General features: G+C 71.5%; 13 protein-coding genes. 3 read left to right on the forward strand and 10 right to left on the reverse strand.

Annotation, left to right across the window (positions count from 1 at the left end):
* Window positions 1–50: 50 nt before the first annotated feature.
* On the forward strand, window positions 51–1,151 hold the full coding sequence (opgC, locus tag JYJ93_RS38515; protein ID WP_206799758.1) for an OpgC domain-containing protein: 1,101 nt from the start codon (window positions 51–53) through the stop codon (window positions 1,149–1,151).
* A gap of 1 nt (window position 1,152) precedes the next feature.
* Here the strand turns inward: opgC and JYJ93_RS38520 are convergent, their stop codons facing one another.
* The 4 genes from JYJ93_RS38520 to JYJ93_RS38535 form a co-directional block, all read right to left on the reverse strand.
* Window positions 1,153–2,229: a nitronate monooxygenase gene (locus JYJ93_RS38520; protein ID WP_206799759.1), complete on the reverse strand. Its 1,077-nt coding sequence runs from the start codon at window positions 2,227–2,229 to the stop codon at window positions 1,153–1,155.
* A 514-nt stretch (window positions 2,230–2,743) separates the two neighbouring features.
* Complete coding sequence (locus tag JYJ93_RS38525) at window positions 2,744–3,688, reverse strand: serine hydrolase (RefSeq protein WP_206799760.1); 945 nt, start codon at window positions 3,686–3,688, stop codon at window positions 2,744–2,746.
* A 12-nt stretch (window positions 3,689–3,700) separates the two neighbouring features.
* Complete coding sequence (locus JYJ93_RS38530) at window positions 3,701–4,903, reverse strand: DUF819 family protein (RefSeq protein WP_269012971.1); 1,203 nt, start codon at window positions 4,901–4,903, stop codon at window positions 3,701–3,703.
* On the reverse strand, window positions 4,900–5,919 hold the full coding sequence (locus JYJ93_RS38535) for a dipeptide epimerase (RefSeq protein ID WP_206799761.1): 1,020 nt from the start codon (window positions 5,917–5,919) through the stop codon (window positions 4,900–4,902). The genes JYJ93_RS38530 and JYJ93_RS38535 overlap by 4 nt, the downstream gene beginning before the upstream one ends.
* A 96-nt stretch (window positions 5,920–6,015) precedes the next feature.
* Here JYJ93_RS38535 and JYJ93_RS38540 point away from each other — a divergent pair, with 96 nt between their 5' ends.
* Both JYJ93_RS38540 and JYJ93_RS38545 read left to right on the forward strand, forming a co-directional pair.
* Window positions 6,016–7,410 (forward strand): M20/M25/M40 family metallo-hydrolase, encoded by a 1,395-nt coding sequence (locus tag JYJ93_RS38540; protein ID WP_206799762.1) that lies wholly within the window; start codon window positions 6,016–6,018, stop codon window positions 7,408–7,410.
* Between the two features lie 63 nt (window positions 7,411–7,473).
* Window positions 7,474–9,702 carry an RCC1 repeat-containing protein gene (locus JYJ93_RS38545; RefSeq protein WP_269012970.1) on the forward strand — a complete coding sequence of 743 codons (2,229 nt, stop codon included), beginning with the start codon at window positions 7,474–7,476 and terminating at the stop codon, window positions 9,700–9,702.
* Between the two features lie 24 nt (window positions 9,703–9,726).
* On the opposite strand, the gene JYJ93_RS38550 is transcribed toward JYJ93_RS38545, so the two are convergent.
* Genes JYJ93_RS38550 through JYJ93_RS38575 form a run of 6 tightly spaced genes read right to left on the reverse strand, consistent with a single transcriptional unit; the run spans window position 9,727 to window position 18,551 of the window.
* Window positions 9,727–10,290 carry a TetR/AcrR family transcriptional regulator gene (locus JYJ93_RS38550; RefSeq protein ID WP_242544092.1) on the reverse strand — a complete coding sequence of 188 codons (564 nt, stop codon included), beginning with the start codon at window positions 10,288–10,290 and terminating at the stop codon, window positions 9,727–9,729.
* Window positions 10,262–11,044, reverse strand: coding sequence for a class I SAM-dependent methyltransferase (locus JYJ93_RS38555; RefSeq protein WP_269012969.1), 783 nt, complete (start codon window positions 11,042–11,044; stop codon window positions 10,262–10,264). The genes JYJ93_RS38550 and JYJ93_RS38555 overlap by 29 nt, the downstream gene beginning before the upstream one ends.
* Window positions 11,041–13,917, reverse strand: coding sequence for a HEAT repeat domain-containing protein (locus JYJ93_RS40735; RefSeq protein WP_206799766.1), 2,877 nt, complete (start codon window positions 13,915–13,917; stop codon window positions 11,041–11,043). Before JYJ93_RS40735 ends, JYJ93_RS38555 begins: the two co-directional genes overlap by 4 nt.
* A complete protein-coding gene (locus JYJ93_RS38565; protein ID WP_206799767.1) occupies window positions 13,910–15,127 on the reverse strand; it encodes a VWA domain-containing protein in 1,218 nt (405 codons plus the stop codon). The genes JYJ93_RS40735 and JYJ93_RS38565 overlap by 8 nt, the downstream gene beginning before the upstream one ends.
* A complete protein-coding gene (locus JYJ93_RS38570; protein ID WP_206799768.1) occupies window positions 15,124–17,436 on the reverse strand; it encodes a DUF5682 family protein in 2,313 nt (770 codons plus the stop codon). The genes JYJ93_RS38565 and JYJ93_RS38570 overlap by 4 nt, the downstream gene beginning before the upstream one ends.
* On the reverse strand, window positions 17,436–18,551 hold the full coding sequence (locus tag JYJ93_RS38575) for an AAA family ATPase (protein WP_242544093.1): 1,116 nt from the start codon (window positions 18,549–18,551) through the stop codon (window positions 17,436–17,438). Before JYJ93_RS38575 ends, JYJ93_RS38570 begins: the two co-directional genes overlap by 1 nt.
* Window positions 18,552–18,601: the final 50 nt, after the last annotated feature.

Here is an 18,601-nt window from a genome sequence, read left to right on the forward strand (position 1 = left end):
GTTTACCCGGGACGTGGGGCTGTGGCATGGGTGAAGGGAGTCTACCCGCCATGAAACGCCGCCCTGAGTTCGACAGCCTGCGCGGAGTGCTGCTCGTCTTGATGACGCTGACGCACCTGCCCACCCGGCTGAGTGTCCTTGGCAATCAGCCCTTTGGCTTCGTGTCCGCCGCCGAGGGCTTCGTGTTCCTCTCCGCGTTCCTCGTGGGCGTGGTGCACGCGAAGAAGGCGGGCACGTCCGCGATGTTCAAGAGCCTCTGGAGCCGCGCCCTCAAGGTGTACGGCTACCACGTCGCCCTGCTCTTCTTCGCGTTCACCATCATCGCCGCGCTGGGCGTGGCCGCGCGCAGGCCCGCCATCCACAACCTGCTCGGCTTCTTCCATCAGGATCCGTTCACCGCCCTGTGGAGCAGCCTGTTCCTCCTCTACTGTCCCCCGCTGCTCGACATCCTTCCGCTCTATGTCGTGCTGTTGTTGCTCACCCCCGCCGTGCTGCTCGGTGCGCGCAAGGAGGGCTGGTCGCGGGTGCTGGGGCTGAGCGCTCTCATCTGGGTCTGGGCGCAGGTGGGCCTCAAGCGCGCCATCTACGACCTGCTCGTCGCCATCCCCGTGCTGCCGTGGCCGCCGTTGAGCATCGACCTGTCGGGCGCGTTCGACCTGTTCGCGTGGCAGTTCCTCTGGGTGCTCGGGGTGTGGATGGGCGTGGCCCGAGCCACCGCGCCCGAGCAGCGCGAGCCCGTGTCCCGCCGGCTCCTCACGGGCGCCATCGTCGTCAGCCTGGGGTTCTTCGTCGTGCGCCACCTGGACGTGGACCTGGGCGCCGCGGGGGTGCTGTTCGACAAGTGGTCGCTCGCGCCGCTGCGGCTCGTGAACTTCCTGGCCGTGGCGCTGCTGGCGAGCTGGCTCGCGCCCCGCTTGTTCCGGTGGTTGCGCCCCAAGGTGCTGGAGGCGCTGGGACAGGCGTCGCTGCCCGTGTTCGCCGTGCACGTGGTGCTGTGCCTGCTCAGCCTGTCGCTGCTGGACGAGAACGAGGACCCGCTGGACTACTGGGATGAAGCCGCGGTCCTCGTGGCCACGTTCTGCAGCATGTACTTCGTGGCGCTGCGCCAGCGCATCGCGGGCCGGAGCATGGGCCCTCCGTCGACGTCCTGAGTCAGCCGCGCACGGCGGCCAGCGCGGCGTCGGTCTCCGCCACCAGGGCGCGCACCAGGTCCGCCGCGGGGCCCTCTCGCGACAGGCCAATGCCCTGCCCCGCCCACAGGGCCATGAAGCGTGTGTCGTTCTGCTTCGACGACGCGGCCCTCAGCGTGCGCGTGGCTCCGTGCTGCTGCGGGAAGGGCAGGATGGCTCCGGCATTCTCCAGCGTGGTCGTCAGCTCGTTGGGAATCGCGCGGGCCGGACGCCCGGAGAAGGCTCGGGTGATGCGTGACGACTCATCCCGGGCCTCGCGCAACAGCGCCTTGTGGGCCGCCGCGGCGCTGGACTCCTGGCACCGCAGGAACGCCGTGCCCAGTTGCACGGCCGCCGCGCCCAGCATCCGGGCCGCCGCGATGCCGCGTCCGTCCATGATGCCGCCGCTGGCGATGACCGGCACCCGCACAGCGTCCACCATCTGCGGCACGAGCGCCATCGTGCCCACCATGCCCGCATCGAACGAACCGCCGAAGGAGCCCCGGTGGCCTCCCGCCTCCGAGCCCTGCGCGACCATCGCATCCACGCCCGCGGCCTCCAGCGCCTGGGCCTCGCGCACGTTCGTCGCCGTGCCCACGATGAGGATGCCGCGCGACCTGAACGCCTCCAGCACCGGCGCGGGCGGAATGCCGAAGGTGAAGCTGAACACCGTGGGCGCCGCGTCGAGCACGGCTTCCACCTGCTTCGCGAAGTCCGGCATCGCGGCCGCCGGAATCACGGGAGGAGGCAGTCCCAGCGCCGCATGGAAGCGCTCGAGAACGGCGAGCGTGGGCCCCGGATCCTCGGGAGCCACGGCGGGCTGTGGCGCGAAGAGGTTGATGGCGTAGGGCCGCGACGTGAGCGAGCGCACCGCGCGGGCCTGCTGGACGATGTCCTCAGGCTGAACGTACGCCGCGCCCAGCGAGCCCAGCCCTCCTGCCTCCGATACCGCCGCGACCAACTCCGGCGGCGTCAGGCCACCCGCCATCGGAGCCTGGATGATCGAATGCGCCACCCCGAGCCGCTCCGCGAACCTGCGCCACGCCTGAGGGTCCATCATGGCCACACCTCCCCGTGATTCACGTCGGACAGCATTAACGGCCCGGATTCGCGGCGGGTCCCCGCGAGCCCCAGAGTCATCAGTCCTGCTTCCACGCTCCATGCCAAGCGCGGCGCTGTGTCCCGTACTGGCCAGTATCCAGGTAGGGACTGAGAGGTCAGGTGAACGGCCGAGTTCCGCTTCGGTACACCGGGGCAGGTTCTTCATGAGTTCACCGACACGGCAAGGTCACGACGCGGGCGCGCCGGGCTTGCGAGCATCGAGGCCGCCCCCCCGGCCGGCACGATCAAAACCTGTCCGACTGTCCGACAGGTTTCCGCCCGGGCCCCCACCGGTCCGACTGTCCGACAGGTCTTCGTTGCCTGAACCTGTCCGACTGTCGGACAGGTTTTCGCCGTCCGCCTCCGGCGGGGAGGCCCTGCGGGGCTCTCAACTTCTCATCCAGGTAGACAGGCTTCATGCCCGCCGGCTTGGAACTCCCCGCGCCCTGGCTTCGAGCAACGCCTGGCGCACTTCATTCGCAGTCGTAGTTCGGCGCGGGCGCCCCGGGCTCCAGCACCACGGGCGCCGGGCCGCCTTCCCGGGCCAGGGCTTCTCCGCAGTCCAGCGACATGTCCTTCGCCAGGTGCCGGTACAGGACACATGACGCGCGCTCCACGAAGAACGCCTGCTTCGGCCAGTCCGGTCCTCGGGACGCCAGGATGGCCACCGCGTACCGGCCTCCGTCCGGCAGCGTCACCAGCCCCACCTCGTTGAGCACGTTGTAGCGCGCGTCATCCCCACAGCATCCCGGCGGCAGCCACCCGCCCTTGTGCTGGAGCGACGCGCGGGCGCTCGCGGGCAGGCGCGTTCCCAGCCAGCCACCGCAGCCCTCCCGTGGCGTCGACTCCATCCACTTCAACAGCCGCGCCGTGGGCTCCGGCTCCAACAACTCCCGCCGGTCCAACCGCGCCAGGAACGACACCGTGTCATCCGCGCAGAAGTAGTTGTCCCTCCCCATCACGCGCGGCGAGTTCGTCGCCCAGCGCTCCCGTCCGTAGTTCCACTTCGTCAGCGCCGTGTGCTCCAGCCCCAGGCCGCGAAGATAGACATTGATGGCATCCGGGCCTCCCACCAGGTCAATCACTTCGCCGGACGCCTCGTTGTCCGACGTGCGGAACACCTTCTCCGCGAGCGGCGCCACGGTCGTCAGGTCCCGCTGTCCCAACGCCGCCGCCACCCAGAACACCTTCGCGGAGCTGGCGGAGATGTGCGGCTCCAGGCCGGAGACGCTCGCCGTCTCCCCCGTGCGCAGGTCCATCACCGCGAGCGACAGGTCCGTCCCGGGTGACAGGCGCGTGGCCTCGCCCGCCAGCGACTCCACCACCGCCTTCAGGGACTCACGAGGCGGGACCGCCTCCGGCTTCGTCGCGCAACCGCTCATCACCCACAGCCCCGCCCAGAGCAGCACCGTCCGCATTCGCGACTCCCTTCAGTGAATCATCCGGTGCACCTGCTCCAACATCAGCGCCGTCACCAGCCCGCAGTAGGTCCCCAGCACGTACCCCAGCACCGCGAGCAGCACGCCCACCGGCGCGAGCGCGGGATGGAAGGCCGCCGCCACCACGGACGCGGAGGCCGTGCCGCCCACGTTCGCCTGCGACCCCACCGCCGCGAAGAACACCGGCGCCTTCAGCCACCGCCGGGCGCCCATCGTCACCGCCGCGTGGATGCACATCCACAGCGCGCCCACCGCCACCAGCGCGGGCGCGTCCCACAGCCGCCGGAACTCCGCCTGCGCGCCAATCGTCGCCACCAACAGGTACAGGAACAGCGAGCCCATCCGGCTCGCCCCCGCGCCCTCCAACCTGCGCACCGGCGTGAACGACAGCACCACACCCACCGTCGTCACCAGCAGCACCACCCACGTGAAGCCCGTCACCACGTTGCCCAGGTCCGGCAGCAGCTTCGCCAGCGCCGTGCACACCACTGTCACGCCGAACGCCACCGCCAGCATCGACAGCAGGTCAGACAGGCTCGCGGGCCGGGCGGTCGCCGCCTGGATGCGCGCGGACTCCTCTCGCACGTGGTCCAGCGCGGTCCGGTCCGCGCCGATGCTCGCGTCCATCGCCTTCTCCCTTCCGGCGAAGGACAGCAGCACCGCCGTCCACACGTTGGACACGCCCACGTCCACCACCACCATCATGCTCAACGTGCTGTCCAGCGCGCCCACGCTCTGGCCAATGGCCACGAAGTTCGCGCTGCCGCCAATCCACGACCCGCTGAGCGCCGCCAGTCCCTTCCACGCCTGGTCCCCCAGCTCCGCCGGCACCAGCCACCCCAACGCCAGATACGCGAGCGGCCCGCCCACCATGATGCCCACCGAGCCCGCCAGGAACACGCCCACCGCGCTGCGCCCCAGCCGGGCGATGGCCGGCAGGTCCACCGACAGCACCAGCAACACCAGGCTCGCGGGCAGCAGGTACACGCGCGTGAAGCGGTACAGCTCCGACTGCGTGGGGATGACGCCCGTGTTCGACAGCAGCGTCGGCACGAAGTACGCGAACACCAGCAGCGGCACGACGTTGAAGAACCGCGCCACCGCCGGGTAGCGCTGCAACGCATACAACCCCGCCAGCACCGCGAGCAGCACGGCGAGCACCCCCATGGGGTCCTGGATGAGCGGTGGCGTCACCGGGGCTCCACGCCCAGGCCCGCGCCTGCTCCCAGCCGGATGCGGCCCTGCGCCACCGGATGCGCGCGGTATGGGTCTTGCGCGAGCAGCAGGTTTCCATCCAGGTCCACCCAGTCCACCAGCGGCGCCAGGTGCGCGCCCGCCGCGATGCCCAGCCCCGTCTCCACCATGCAGCCCAGCATCACCTTCAGGCCGCACGCGCGCGCCGTCTCGATGATGCGCAACGCCTCACGGATGCCGCCGCTCTTCTGGAGCTTCACGTTGATGCCGTGGAAGCCCTCCGCCAGCTTCGGCACGTCCGACGCCTTCGTCAGCGACTCGTCCGCCACCAGCGGCAGCGGCGAGCGCGCGCGCAGCCACTTCGCGCCCTCCACGTCCGCCGCGGGCAGCGGCTGCTCCACCAGCTCCACGCCCTGCGTGGACAGCCACTGGATGTGCGCCAGCGCCTCGTCCGGCTTCCACGCCTCGTTCGCGTCCACGCGGATGGTCTGCCCCGTGAGCGAGCGCACCGTGCCGAACACCTCCTGCACGCGGTCCGCGCCCAGCTTCACCTTCAGCACCGGGAAGTCCGCCGCCTCGCGCACCTTCACGGCCAGCGTCTCCGGCACGTCGATGCCAATGGACATGGACGTCACCGGCTGCCGCGTGGGGTCCACGCCCAGCATCCGGTACAGCGGCACGCCCATCACCTTGCCCGCCCAGTCATGCAGCGCCAGGTCCACCGCCGCCTTCGCCGCGGGGTTGTCCGGCAGCGCCGCGTCCACGGCCTCGGACACGTCGCGGAAGTGGCGCAGGTCGCGGCCCTCCAGCACCGGGGCCAACTTGTGGAGTGCCGCCTCCACCGTCTCCCATGACTCGCCGTAGCGCACGTTGGGCGCGGCCTCGCCGTACCCCACGTGTCCCTCCGAGCGCACCTCCACGAACACGTTGCGCTTCACCGTGCTCGTGCCCCGGGCAATGGTCCAGGCGTGACGCAGCGGCAGTTCCACGGTGCGAAAGCTCAACGGCGAGGCCATGGCGGAATCCCTCCAGGGCCCTTCCCTTAACACGGCACTCCTCGCAAACACCGCTTCCGTTGCCTTCCCGGGCCAGAAGGGGCGAGCCTCTCCACCATGCGTCTCCTGCCCCTCGTCATCGCCTTGTTCGCGCTGGGTCCAAGCCACGCCGCGTCATCCCGTCCCGCTCCCAAGGATGAGCTGCGGACGCTGCTCGCGGAGCTCGTCGCCGCGGACACCTCCAACCCGCCCGGCAACGAGACGGCCGCGGCCCGGGTGGCGGCGAAGTGGCTGCGCGAGGCCGGCATCGAAGCGGAGCTCATCGAGCCCTCGCCCGGTCGAGGCAACCTGCTGGTGCGCTTGAAGGGTAGCGGCGAGGGCCGGCCGGTGCTCGTGCTCGCGCACCTGGACACGGTGCCCGCGGTGAAGACCGAGTGGGCCACCGACCCGTGGACGCTCACGGAGAAGGACGGCCTGATCTATGGGCGTGGGGTGCAGGACAACAAGGGCATGGCGGCGGCGAGCATCCTCGCGCTGCGCCGGCTGAAGCAGGAGGGCGGGGCTCGCTCGCGCGACATCCTGCTGTACCTGGGCGCGGACGAAGAGGTGGGCTCCGGACAGGGACTGGACTGGATGATGGAGCACCGTCCGGAGCTCAAGGAGGCGGAGTTCGCGCTCAACGAGGGCGGCCTCACGGAGCTGTCGCCGGACCGCAAGGAGGTGCGCTTCGTGGCGCTCCAGGCCGCGGAGCGCGTGTCCCGCAACGTGACGCTCAAGGCCACCGGCCCCGGAGGCCACTCCTCCGCGCCGCCCGTGGACGCGGGGCCCCTGGTGCGGGTGGCCGCGGCGGTGGCGCGCGTGGGCGCCCTCACCTTCCCCGCGCACCTGACGCCCGCCGCCCGGCTCCACGTGCAGGGCCGCGCCCAGGCGGCTCCCGGCGAGTTGGGACAGGCACTGCGCCGCATCGCCGCCTCACCGGACGCGCCGCCCGAGGACGCCGTGACGACCGTGGCCCGGCTGGACCCGGCGCTGGGCGCCGTGCTGCGCACCACCTGCGTGCCCACGGTGTTCAAGGCGGGCACGAAGTCCAACGTCATCCCCGCCACCGCCGAGGCCACCGTGAACTGCCGCCTGCTGCCGGACGCGGACCCGAAGGCCGTGCGCGAGCACATCGTCGCGGCGGTGAATGACCAGGACATCCAGGTGGAGATGGACGTGTCGCCGCCGGACTCGCCCATGTCCCCCGTGGGGGACAACGCCATGTTCCGCGCGGTGAGGGCCGCCACGGCGAAGGTGTGGCCGAAGGCGCCGGTGATTCCGCGCATGTCCACCGGCACCACCGAGTCCGCCACGCTGCGCCGCGCGGGCATCCACGCCTATGGCATCGACCTCTTCGCGCTGACACCTGACGATGCGCGCACCGCGCACGCCCCCAACGAGCGCGTCCCGGCGGCGTCCCTCCAGCCCGGCGCGGAGTTCGTCTACCTCACCCTCAAACACTTGACGCGCTGACGCACCGGCACCACCTCCTCACAGGCCCTCGCTTCACACCCGGCTCTTGCTCAGGAGGCATGCGTGAACCCCAGCAGGACCGTGGCGGCGCTGTGTCTGGGATTGATCATCAGTGCCACGGGCTGCGCGGACACGACACAGGAGGCATCGTCGACGCGCGCATCGTCGCGGCTCCTCCAGCCCACGGATCCGGTTCGCACCGCCGTGGGCAACAGCCACTCGCTGGCCATCGCGTCGGATGGGACGGTGTGGGCCTGGGGGGACAACGACTCCGGGCAACTGGGTGACGGCACTCGCGGAGACACGCGCGCAACGCCTGTTCGCGTCGTGGGCCTCACGGACGTCGTGGCCGTGGCCGCGAACGCCTCCTGGTCACAGGCGCTCAAGGCCGACGGGACCGTGTGGGCCTGGGGCCGGAACTTCGCCGGACAACTGGGCGACGGCACGACCACCGACCGCGCCCTCCCGGTCCAGGCGCAGGGACTCACGGGGGTCTCCGCATTGAGCGCGGGCAATGACTTCGCACTGGCGCTCCTTCGCGATGGCACCGTGTGGGCGTGGGGACAGAACGTCCAGGGCCAGCTCGGGGATGGCACCGCCACATCGCGGCTCACGCCAGCTCCTGTCCCTGGCCTCACCGGCGTCGTGGCCCTGACGGCGGGACTGTTCCACGCCTTCGCGGTCACCGAGGACGGCTCCGTCTGGGCGTGGGGCGCCAACTACGGCGGCATCCTGGGCGATGGCACCACCACGCACCGGCGCTCCCCCGTGAGGCTCTCGGCCCTGGGCGGCATCGTGGCCGTGGACACGTTCTCCAGCCACACGCTGGCGCTCGACGCCGACGGCCATGTCTGGGCCTGGGGTGACAACAGTTACGGCCAACTGGGCGATGGCTCCATGGATTCACGGCGGACGCCCGTGCGCATCCGGGACCTCTCCCGTGTCGCGGCCGTGGCGACGGGTGACATGCACTCCCTGGTGCTCCGCGCGGACGGCACCGTGTGGACGGCGGGGAACAACGACTCCGGTCAGCTGGGCGACGGCACGACGACGGGGCGGCCAGTCTTCGCTCCGCTGCAAGGCTTCACGAACGGCGTGGCGGTGGGGGGTGGCCTCACCCATTCGCTGGCGCGACGAAGCGACGGCACCGTGTGGACCTGGGGCAACAACAGCGCGGGCGAGCTGGGCAACGGCGTTCCCATCCAGTTCGTCACCCCCATCCGCGCCCGCTTCACGAACCCCTCATGGCTGAGCGCGGGCACCGGCTACTCGCTCGCCCTGAAGCCGGACGGCGCGCTCTGGGGCTGGGGCGACAACGCGATGGGGCAACTGGGCAACGGCGCCACGCGCCCCAGCCTCCTTCCCCTCCAGGCCCCCGCCTTCGCGTCCCTGACTTCGCTGGCGACAAGCGCCCAGCACGCGCTGGGGCTCGCGAGGGACGGGACCGTGTGGAGCTGGGGAGCCAACTTCGCCTCCCAGTTGGGCCGCCGGACGGACGGCTCCGTGGACCCTGTTCCCGGCCCGGTCTCGAACCTCGCGGACGTCGTGTCCGTCGCGGTCAGCGACGTGCACTCGCTGGCGCTTCAGAACGAGGGAACGCTCTGGGCCTGGGGCAACAACGCCTATGGACAACTGGGAGACGGCTCGACCGCCACGCGCTCGGCCCCCGTGCAGGTCCAGGGACTCACCGGCGTCACGGCCAGCGCGGCGGGACGGGTCCACTCCCTGGCGCTCCGCGCCGATGGCACCGTCTGGGCCTGGGGCGCCAACTACGCCGGGCAGCTCGGGGATGGCACGCTCGTGGGCTCCACGGCGCCCGTGCGGGTGTCCTCCCTCTCGGACATCATCGCCGTGGCGGCCTCCCAGCACTCGCTCGCGCTCCGCTCCGATGGCACCGTCTGGGCCTGGGGCAACAACGGCTCCGGTCAGCTCGGGGACGGCACCACCACCACGCCACGGGTCCCCGTCCAGGTCCTCGGCCTCACGGAGGTCACCGCCATCGCCACGGGCCGGGATTACTCCTTGGCCCTCAAGGCCGACGGCACCGTCTGGGCCTGGGGCAACAACAGCTCCGGCCAGTTGGGGGACGGCACCCGCACCTCGCGGTCCACGCCCGTCCAGGTCTCCATCCTGTCGGACGTCGTCTCCCTCAGCGCGGGCGGACTCCATGCGCTGGCCCTTCGCGCGGATGGGAGCGTCTGGGGCTGGGGCGACAACCTCCACGGGTCGCTGGGCAATGGCACCGGGTCCCTGGAGGCCGTCCCGGCGCCATCGCTCTTCCAGAATCCGTGAGCCGTCGTCACGGAGCTCCGCGGACTACTTGCGGGTCATCTCCTCGATTCGCCGGATGACCGCCGCGCGCATCTGGCTGGAGACGGCGCGGTGCTCCAGCATGTCCGACATCCACAACCCGTCGATCGCCAGACGGCAGAGCGTGAGCTCCGGCGACTCGCGCTCCTGGAGGCTGAGCTGCTCCTCCCGCGCATCGTCCCAGATGGAGCTCCAGAGCTCCCGGACCTCCGGGTCGAAGAGCATGAGCCCGATGAGCGAGCGCATGACGTGGACCTCCTCGTCATCCGCGGGAGCGGCGACCGTCACCCGGAGATACGCGCGGGTTCCCCGGCCGTTGGCGTCCGGGTCCTTCGCCATCTCGGCGGCGACGGCCCCGGCGAAGCGCTGGGTCGCGTCCTCGAACAGCGCATCGAGCAGGATGGGCTTGGTCTGGAAATGCTGGAGGAGGTCCTCCTTCAACACGCCTGCTCGCGCGGCGATGGCGTCGAGCGTGACGGCCTGGATCCCCTGCTTCAGGATGAGGTCCGCGGCCGCCTGGAAAAGCTGCTCACGCGTCACTTCAGGCGGGTCCTGCCTCCGCTGCGTCATCTCCATCACCTCGGACTGCCGTCAGGCTTTCAATGGGGCCTGGACGGTACTCCTGAAGCCAGACTTTTTCGAAGCCCCAGGTGAAGAGCATCCAATGGCAGGCTTGACCGGTGAAGCCCTCCGCCTGGATGGGACGGGTGACCGTGATGATGCGCGTGCCGGGCGCGCAGGTGCGCAGGTGGGTGACGAGCCGGGCCTTGGTCTCCGGGCTGAACGCCACCCAGTTGCAGAAGATGTGGGTCGCGTCTCCCAGGGGTTCGCGGGTCATGTCGCCCACGCTGAGCGTGATGCCCGCGGGCTGGAGCCACGGCGCCACGCGCGCCACGTGGTCCGCGATGAGCTCCACGCCATGCGCCCCGGCGCCCCACCAGCGCGCGGCGAGCAGCACGCGTCCGCGCCCCGCGCCCAGGTCCACCACCCGGCTGCCGCGCCCCACGCCCGCCCGCTTGAGGAACCACAGCGCCGTCACCAGCGGCGTCTCCCCGTACATCAGCTCGCGGAAGGTCTGGCCCGAGGCCTGGAGCGCCCGGGCCATCTCGAAGGTGCGCCGCCAGCGGAAGGGCGTCCGCAGGACGCGCTGCCACCACAACCCCAGGTACGGCTTCAGGAGCCAGGGGCGCGGCAGCAGCAGCAGCAGGTCGGTGACGCGCAGCACGACCGCGATGACGATGCCCTGCACCTGGAGCGACAGCCGCTCGAGGAACGGCAGCTCGAACTCCTCCAGCGAGTCGTCGCGGCGCGGTGGGGGCGTCACAGGAGTTTCTTCGCCGCCTTGGCCAGGGCCTTGTCATGGGCCACGGAGGGGATCTCCATGAGGCGCTGGGCGATGTGCTTGCCCACCGCCGGACTGGAGGCCGCGACCTTCAGGTACACCGCCGCGCGGGCCAGCAGGTCCGGGTGCTCGAGGGACGCCTTGAGCCGGGCCTCCAGCGCCCGGGCCAGGTCGGTGGGCAGGAAGTTCTCGAAGAGGCCCCGGAACGCCTTGCGCTCCAGCTCCTCCGGGCGCCGCTCGGCCAGGTCCAGCGCGGGCTGGAGCAGGGCCAGCCCCAGCGAGCGCATGGCCTCCGCGACGACGCCGGGCTTCCACCCGTCCACGAACGCCAGCAGCAGGGCCTCCGCGCCACGCACGTCGCCCAGCATGCCCAGCGCGTACACGGCGTGCTTGGCCTCCACGTCGTCGTGGCCTCGACCCTGCACCATGAGGACGAACCGGTCGAGCACCTCCGCGTCCCCCATCCGGGCCAGCGCCTCCGCCGCCTCGCGCCGCACCTCGCGCGCCGGGTCTGCGTGCAGCACCTGGCGCAGCACGGGCATGGCCACCGTGCCCAGGTCCGCCAGCATGGCCACGGCCGCCCCGCGCGAGTCCTTCGTCGTCTCGGACAGCGCCGCCTGCATCAGCGGCACCGCCTTCTCCTTGCGGCGCTTGGAGAGCTCCAGCACCGCCGCCTCGCCCGTCTCGCGGGCCTGCACGTCCTCCAGCGTCTCCTTCGCGAACAGGCGCAGGCCCATGTCATGGCCCCGGCGCGTCACGGCGTCCAATTCGCGCCGCGCCTGCACGCCGCCCAGCGCGCCCAGCACGCGGATGGCGGTGCGGCGCACCATGCGGCTGTGGTGCTCGCCCAGCGCGCTGCGCACGGCGCCCAGGGCGCTCTCGCCCAGCGCCGCCACCGTCCGCGCCACGAAGGCGCTCGCCGCGCCGTCGCTCCACGTCGGGTAGAACTCCCGGGCCAGGACGTCCGCGCCCAGGCTCGCGTAGTAGCGCGCCGCGTGCGCCGCCGCCTCGTAGCGCGTCAGCTCCCCGCGCGCCCGGCGCACCATGGCCTCGCCCGGGGTCAGCGCCTCCTCCGGCTTCTGCACGCGGATGCTCGGGTGCGTGGGCACGGACTCCAGTTGGGACAGGTCCACCTGCACCGCGCCCGACAGCCGCACCAGCGCGATGCCCAGCACCTGGTACACCTTGATGAAGTCGTCCAGCCGCTCCGCCGGGTCCGCCCGCTGCGCCAGCGCCTCCAGGAGCGCGCCCGGCTTCTCCAGCCCCAGCTCCTTCAGCCGGGACACCAGCGGTTCCACCGTGCGGGGGCTCACCGCCGACAGGCCGCTGGCGAACGCATCCGCCAGCTCGTCGCGCACCTCCGCCAGCGCGATGGCCGCCCGCGACGCGCCCGCCGCCCGGGCCGCGTCCGCCCAGCCGCTGCGGGGCAGCGCGTTCGGCACCGCGGGCGCCCGCACGCGGGCGCGACGGCGGGGCGAAACGGGCGCGTCCTCCGCGCGGCTCAGCGTGCGCAGGTCCAGCCCCTCCGGCGACCGCACCACCACGGCCGAGGGGAACAGCGTGGGGAGCGCCGCCTCCAACCCCACGTCCCCCAGCACCGCCACGAGCTTCGCGTCCTCCAGCGCGGTGGACAGCGGCTCCTCCAGCGACGGGTCCACGGGGAGGAAGAGGCCTCGCCCCGTACCGTCCACGAACTGCGAGCGGGCCCCGCTGGCGAGCAGCGTCTCCACCCGCACGGACACCGGCAGCAGGTCCGGCGCGAACACGTCCTTGCGGTGCTCCTGGAAGGCCACCATCACCGCGCCCACGTCCGGCAGCGCCACCTCCACCAGCCGCTCCAGCGCTGGCCTGTCCACCGACGGCGCGTCCTTCCACGACTCCAGGTCCAGCCGGTGCGGCGCGAAGCCCGGGTACTGCCCGCCGTGCGCGCCCTGGAGCACGGCGCCCGCGTGGCTGTTCTTCGGCGCCACCGTCTTGAGGTTCGCGGGGAGGATCTGCTTTTCGCTGTAGTGCCCGCCCGACCCCAGCTCCACGAAGCGGCTCGCGCGGACCATGAACCGGTCCGGCGTCACCTTGGAGGAGAACGCGTACTCCACCAGCCGGAGCCCCTCGACGGGCGCGCGGTCCTTCTTCGTCCACGTCTTGCCGATGAGCTCCTCGACATGGCGGGGCTCCAGCGCCTCGCCGCCCAGGTGCTTCTCCACCTTGCGCGCGGTGAGCAGCATGTCCGCCACCAGGTCCGTGTACACGGGCGCCTCGAAGGTGCCCGTGCGGGCCGCCGCCGCGTCCAGGAGGCCCGCCAGCTCCACCGCTCGCGCGGACAGCCGCCGGAGGCCATTGGCCCTCAGCGCCTCGCCCAGCGCGCGCACCTGCTCCGGCCGCTCCGCGCCCAGCGACGCCACGCCCGACAGGCCCAGCTCGCGCACCAGCGTGGACACCTGCGCCACGCCCGCCTTCATCAGGTCGCCGGTCTCCGCCTTGCCCTTCTTCACGCTCTTCTTCGCGCCGCCGGAGCCCGCGGGCGCGGCCGGGGCCGCCTCCGCCGTCACGAAGGCCTGCGGGGCCCGGGCCCACGCCACCAGCAGCGCCGCCGCGTGCTTGCAGAAGGGGCGCGAGCGCGCCGCCATGCACGAGCACCGCCCCTTCACGTCCGAGCGCGCCTCGCCGAACACCAGCGACACCTTGTACGGCGTCGCACCGGAGCCCGCCGCGTCCGCGAAGAGCCGGTTCTCGTAGCGCGACAGGTTGCTGAGCTGCTTGCCGTCGAACAGCTCCGCGCCCTTGGCCAGCTCCGCCTTGTCGCTGATGATCTCCGTCATTCCGCCCATCCCGATGACGGGCCGCACCTCAGCCATGACGCTCCCCCTTCTTGTCGTTGGACGCGAGCAGCGGCGCCAGGTCCTGGTTGCGCATCACCCGCTCCACCACGTCCACCAGCTTGCGCGGCGTGCACCCGAAGCACGGAATCCCCAGCGCGGTGAGCTGCTCCGCCATCGCGTGGTCATACGAAGGCCGCCCGCTGTCCGACAGCGCCAGCAGGCACAGCACCTTGGAGCGTGAGTCCACCAACTGCCGCAGGCGGGCGACCAGCTCCTCGGCGTTGCCGCCCTCGTACAGGTCGGTGATGAGGATGAAGAGCGTCTTCTCCGGCCGGCGCACGTAGTGCTCCTGCGCGTACGCCACCGCCCGGTTGATGTCCGTGCCGCCGCCCAACTGCGCGGAGAAGAGCACCTCCACCGGGTCCGCCAGCACGGGCGTCATGTCGACGATCTCCGTGTCGAACAGCACCAGGCTCGTGCGCAGCACGTCCAGCGACGCGAAGATGGCCGCCATCACGGAGCTGTACACCACGCTCTCCGCCATGGAGCCGGACTGGTCCACCACCAGCGTCACGTCCCACTCGTGGTGACGGCGCTGGTTGGGCCAGAAGTAGAAGCGCTCCGGGATGAGGCGCTTTCGCTCCGCGTCCCAGCCCTTCAGGTTGGAGCGGATGGTGCGGCGCCAGTCGATGTTGCGCGCGATGGGGATTGGGCTCGTCCTGTCCCTGCGCAGCGCCCCCAGCACCGCCGTGCGCAGCGGGGACTCCAGCTTCTTGCGCAGGTCCTCCACCACCTCCCGGATGATGGCGCGCGCGGTGTCCTTGGCCTGCTCCGGGATGAGCCCTCGCGCGCTCACCAGCGTCGTCACCAGCTCCAGGTTCTTGTCCAGGAAGGGCAGCGTCTCCGGCTCGAAGAGCAGCTGGGTGAGCCCCTTCTTCTCGATGGCGTCCTTCTGCACCAGCGCGATGACGTCGTCCTGGAAGAAGTCGCGCAGCGCGCCCAGCCACTTGGGCAGGTATGGCTTCGAACCGCCGCGCCCCGCCGAGCGCTCGCCGTAGACGAAGGAGAGCGCGTCATCCAGGCCCTCCAGGTCGTCGCCCTTCAGGTCCACCGTGCCCGCGCTGGCGCCCAGCGCGCTCAGAGAGGGGCAGGAGCCCGTCTTCTCCGCCTCCGGGCCCAGCGCCAGCCGCCAGCGCAACAGCGCGTCACGGTCCTTCGGGTCCAGGTCCTTGGGGTCCACGCTCATAGCAGGTCATCCAGGTCGTCGAGCGCCTTGCCCAGGTCCGCGCTCAGGTCCTTCAGCGTCGCCTTGTCCTTCTCCTCCAGCACCGCCTTCACCGCGCGGCCCTTGTCCTTCAATTGGCGCACGCCCATCACGTTCTCCATCAGGTAGCGGCGCTCGGTGGCCCCCAGCGCGCCCAGCGCCCGGCGCAGCACCGGCAGCGTCTGCCGGAAGCGCTCCGGCTCCACGCTGGTGAGGAAGTCATCCAGCGCCTTGACCACGTCGCGGCTCTTCACCAGCACCAGCGCGTTCACCTGGAGGAAGCCCTCCAGGTACGCCGCCGCGTCCGCGGGCTCCACCGCCGCGGACAGCCGCCGACCCACCTCCAGCGCCACCTCCGCCTCCGGCAACTCGCGCGCCAGATACAGCAGGCCCGTGGCCAGACCCGACGTGGCCGGGTGCACCGCGTGGCTCTCCATCAGCCCGCGAGCCTCCGTCAGCCACCCTTCCTTGTCCGCGCGGGGCTGGGACAGCGCCACCTCGTGCAGCGTGCGCAGCGCGTCCAGCACCAGGGGCACGCCTTCCGGAGCGCAGGCGCTGGCCTCGCGCACGCGCAGGAGCGCCCGGCCAAAGGTCTTCTCCCCCAGGGCCGCCACCGCCTCGTCGCCCACGTCCGAGTGCGCGCGTGAGGTGCCATAGGCCATCAACCCCGACAGCGCCCGGGCCGCGTTCGCCAGCGAAGGCAGGTCCGCGTCCGTGGCCGCGTGCGCGTCACAGGCCTTGAGCGCCTGCGCCACCGTCTGCGAGCAGCCGGTGATGACGGACTCCAGCAGCACGTCCGCCGCCTCCGCCGTCGTCTTCGCCTGCGTCAGCCGCTCCTGGAGCACGCGCGTCGTCACGCCCTCCAACGAGTCGCCCAACACAATCTTCTCCACCAGCGCCACGTCCGTGGACGGCGTCCACTGCGCCTGCCAGGCCTCGCGCACGCGGGTGAGCGCCGCGTAGCCGCCGGCCTCCGCTTCCGCGCCCTGCTTGCGCGACGAGCCCGTCCCGGACAGCGACGCGTACGGGATGCCCGCCACGCGCAGCCGGTGGAGGAACACGGAGGAACCCACCTCCACCGGGTTGTTGAGCCGCAGGGTGAACGTCTCCGGGCTGTCCGTGCGCGGCAACCGCCGCTCGCCCACCTCGCGCCAGAACTCCGCCTGGAGCGAGTTCTGCCCGATGCGGCTCGCCACCTGCCCCACTTCGTGGCCGATGACGCTCTTCCACAGGAAGCTGTCCACGTGCGTCGCGTCGCCACGGCACAGCGTGGCCACGGTGGCCTCGCGCAGCTCATCCAGGCCCGGGGCGCTCTTCTCGCGCAGGTCCGACAGCGTCACCGCCAGCCGGTACGCCTCCAGCACGTCCGACAGCGACGCGGAGAAGCCGCGCATCCGCAGGTGGGAGGCGAAGTCCAGGAGCACCTCCAGCGTGGCCCGCCGGAAGTCGCAGTTCGCCTCGTGGGCCTTCTGGTAGAAATGCGGCGCCCGGTTGCCCGCGCCGTACCCCATCTGCTCCGCCAGGCGCGGGAAGCTGTACGGAATCACCGTCACCGCGCACGGCCCTGCCTCGGGCAGCTTCGCCTCCTCCTTTGGATCCACGTCCCCCGCGAGGAACGCCGCGGTGTGCGCCGCGCCCGCCACCACCGCCACCTTCTCCGGCGCCACGCCGCTTGCCACCACCTCCAGCACCTTGCGCGCCATGAAGGCGTCGCGCTGGCGGTGGTAGCCCGGCCGGGGCCCCTGGTTGACCACGTCCGCCCAGGCGGTGAGCACCGGCCGGAACTGCTCCGGGCTCCAGTCCGGCGCCTCGAAGGACGCCTCCCAGAACTCCTCGAAGGAGCGGAACCCCTGCGAGCGCGCGAACGCCTCCGTGAGCGGCACCGCCTCGTCGGGAACGGGCTCGCTGCCCTCCGTGGCCTCTGACTCCACGCCCAGGCCGGGCTCGTGGCGGTCCACCGCGAGGCTGACACCCACCGGGATGTCGATGAACTCCGCCCGCGCGCCGTTCGCCCGGGCCCACTTCAGCGCCTGGTACTCCGGCGAGTACGCCGCGAAGGGCCACAGCGACGAGGACGGGGTGCCGTCCGTGCGGTAGCCCAGGATGGCCACGGGCGGCCGGGTCTGCGCGTCGCACAGCACGTCCACCAGCGCCGTCGCGTCGCAGGGGCCCTCTACCAAGACCACGGAGGGCTTCACGCGCTCCAACCACTTCAGGAGCACCGCGGTGGTGCGCGGCGAGTGGTGACGGACCGGGAAGTGCTGCACCCGGGAGAGCAGTGCCAGGTCCATCAGCCCCTCAAGAGCTTCTTGCTCGCGGAGTACAGCTCCTTCCACGGGCCCGTGCGGCCCTTGGCCACCGTCTCCATGTACTCGCGCAGCGCCTTCACGTCGTCCTCCTGCTCCTTCACCACCGCGCCCACCAGCGACGCCGCCAGCTCCTGCGACGTCACCGTCCCGGAGCCGAACTGCTGCGCGAGGATGGAGCTGTTGAACAGCACGCTGATGGCCTCCGCCGTGGACAGCACCGCGCCCGGCGTGCGCACCTTCGTCTTGCCGTCCTTCGTCACGCCCTTGCGCAGCTCGTGGAAGAGCGTCAGCAGCACGCGCGACAGCTCCTCCGGCGGCGGCACGCCCACCTGGTAGTCCGAGCGCAGCTCCGCCTCGCGCTTGGTGACGATCTGGATCTCCTGCTCCAGGTCCTCCACCACCGGCACGGTGACGAAGTTGAAGCGGCGCTTGAGCGCGGCGCTCATCTCGTTGACGCCGCGGTCGCGCGTGTTCGCGGTGGCGATGAGGTTGAAGCCGCGCTGCGCGCTTGTCACCTCCCCCAGCTCCGGCACCGACACCTGCTTCTCCGACAGGATGGAGATGAGCGAGTCCTGAATCTCCGGCGACGTGCGCGTGACCTCCTCGAAGCGGGCGAACTTGCCCGTACGCATGGCGCGCAGGATGGGCGACGGCACCAGCGCTTCGGGCGTGGGCCCCTGCGCGAGCAGCAGCGCGTAGTTCCACGAGTACTTGATGTGGTCCTCGCTGGTCCCCGCCGTGCCCTGGACGACCAGCGCGGACGTGCCGCTGATGGCCGCGGAGAGGTGCTCGGACAGCCAGCTCTTCGCGGTGCCCGGCTCGCCCACGAGCATCAGCGCGCGGTCCGACGCGAGCGTGGCGATGCACACCTGGATGAGCCCCTTGTCACCCACGTACTTGGGCGTGATGGCCACGCCGCCCACGGGCTTGGGGCTGCCCAGGATGTACGTCTCCACCGCGCGAGGCGACAGCGCCCAACCCGGTGGGCGGGGTTTGTCGTCATGCGCGGCGAGCGCGTCCAGCTCGTTCTTGTACTTCGCTTCGGCAGGCAGGCGGATGTCCGGCATGAGCTGCACGCTATCCACTCGGTCTGACATCCGGCAAACGTCCTGGCTGCCCTCCAGGTCGACTCCGGAACCCAGGACGG

The sequence above is a fragment of the Corallococcus sp. NCSPR001 genome, assembly GCF_017309135.1.
Classification (GTDB): Bacteria; Myxococcota; Myxococcia; order Myxococcales; family Myxococcaceae; genus Corallococcus.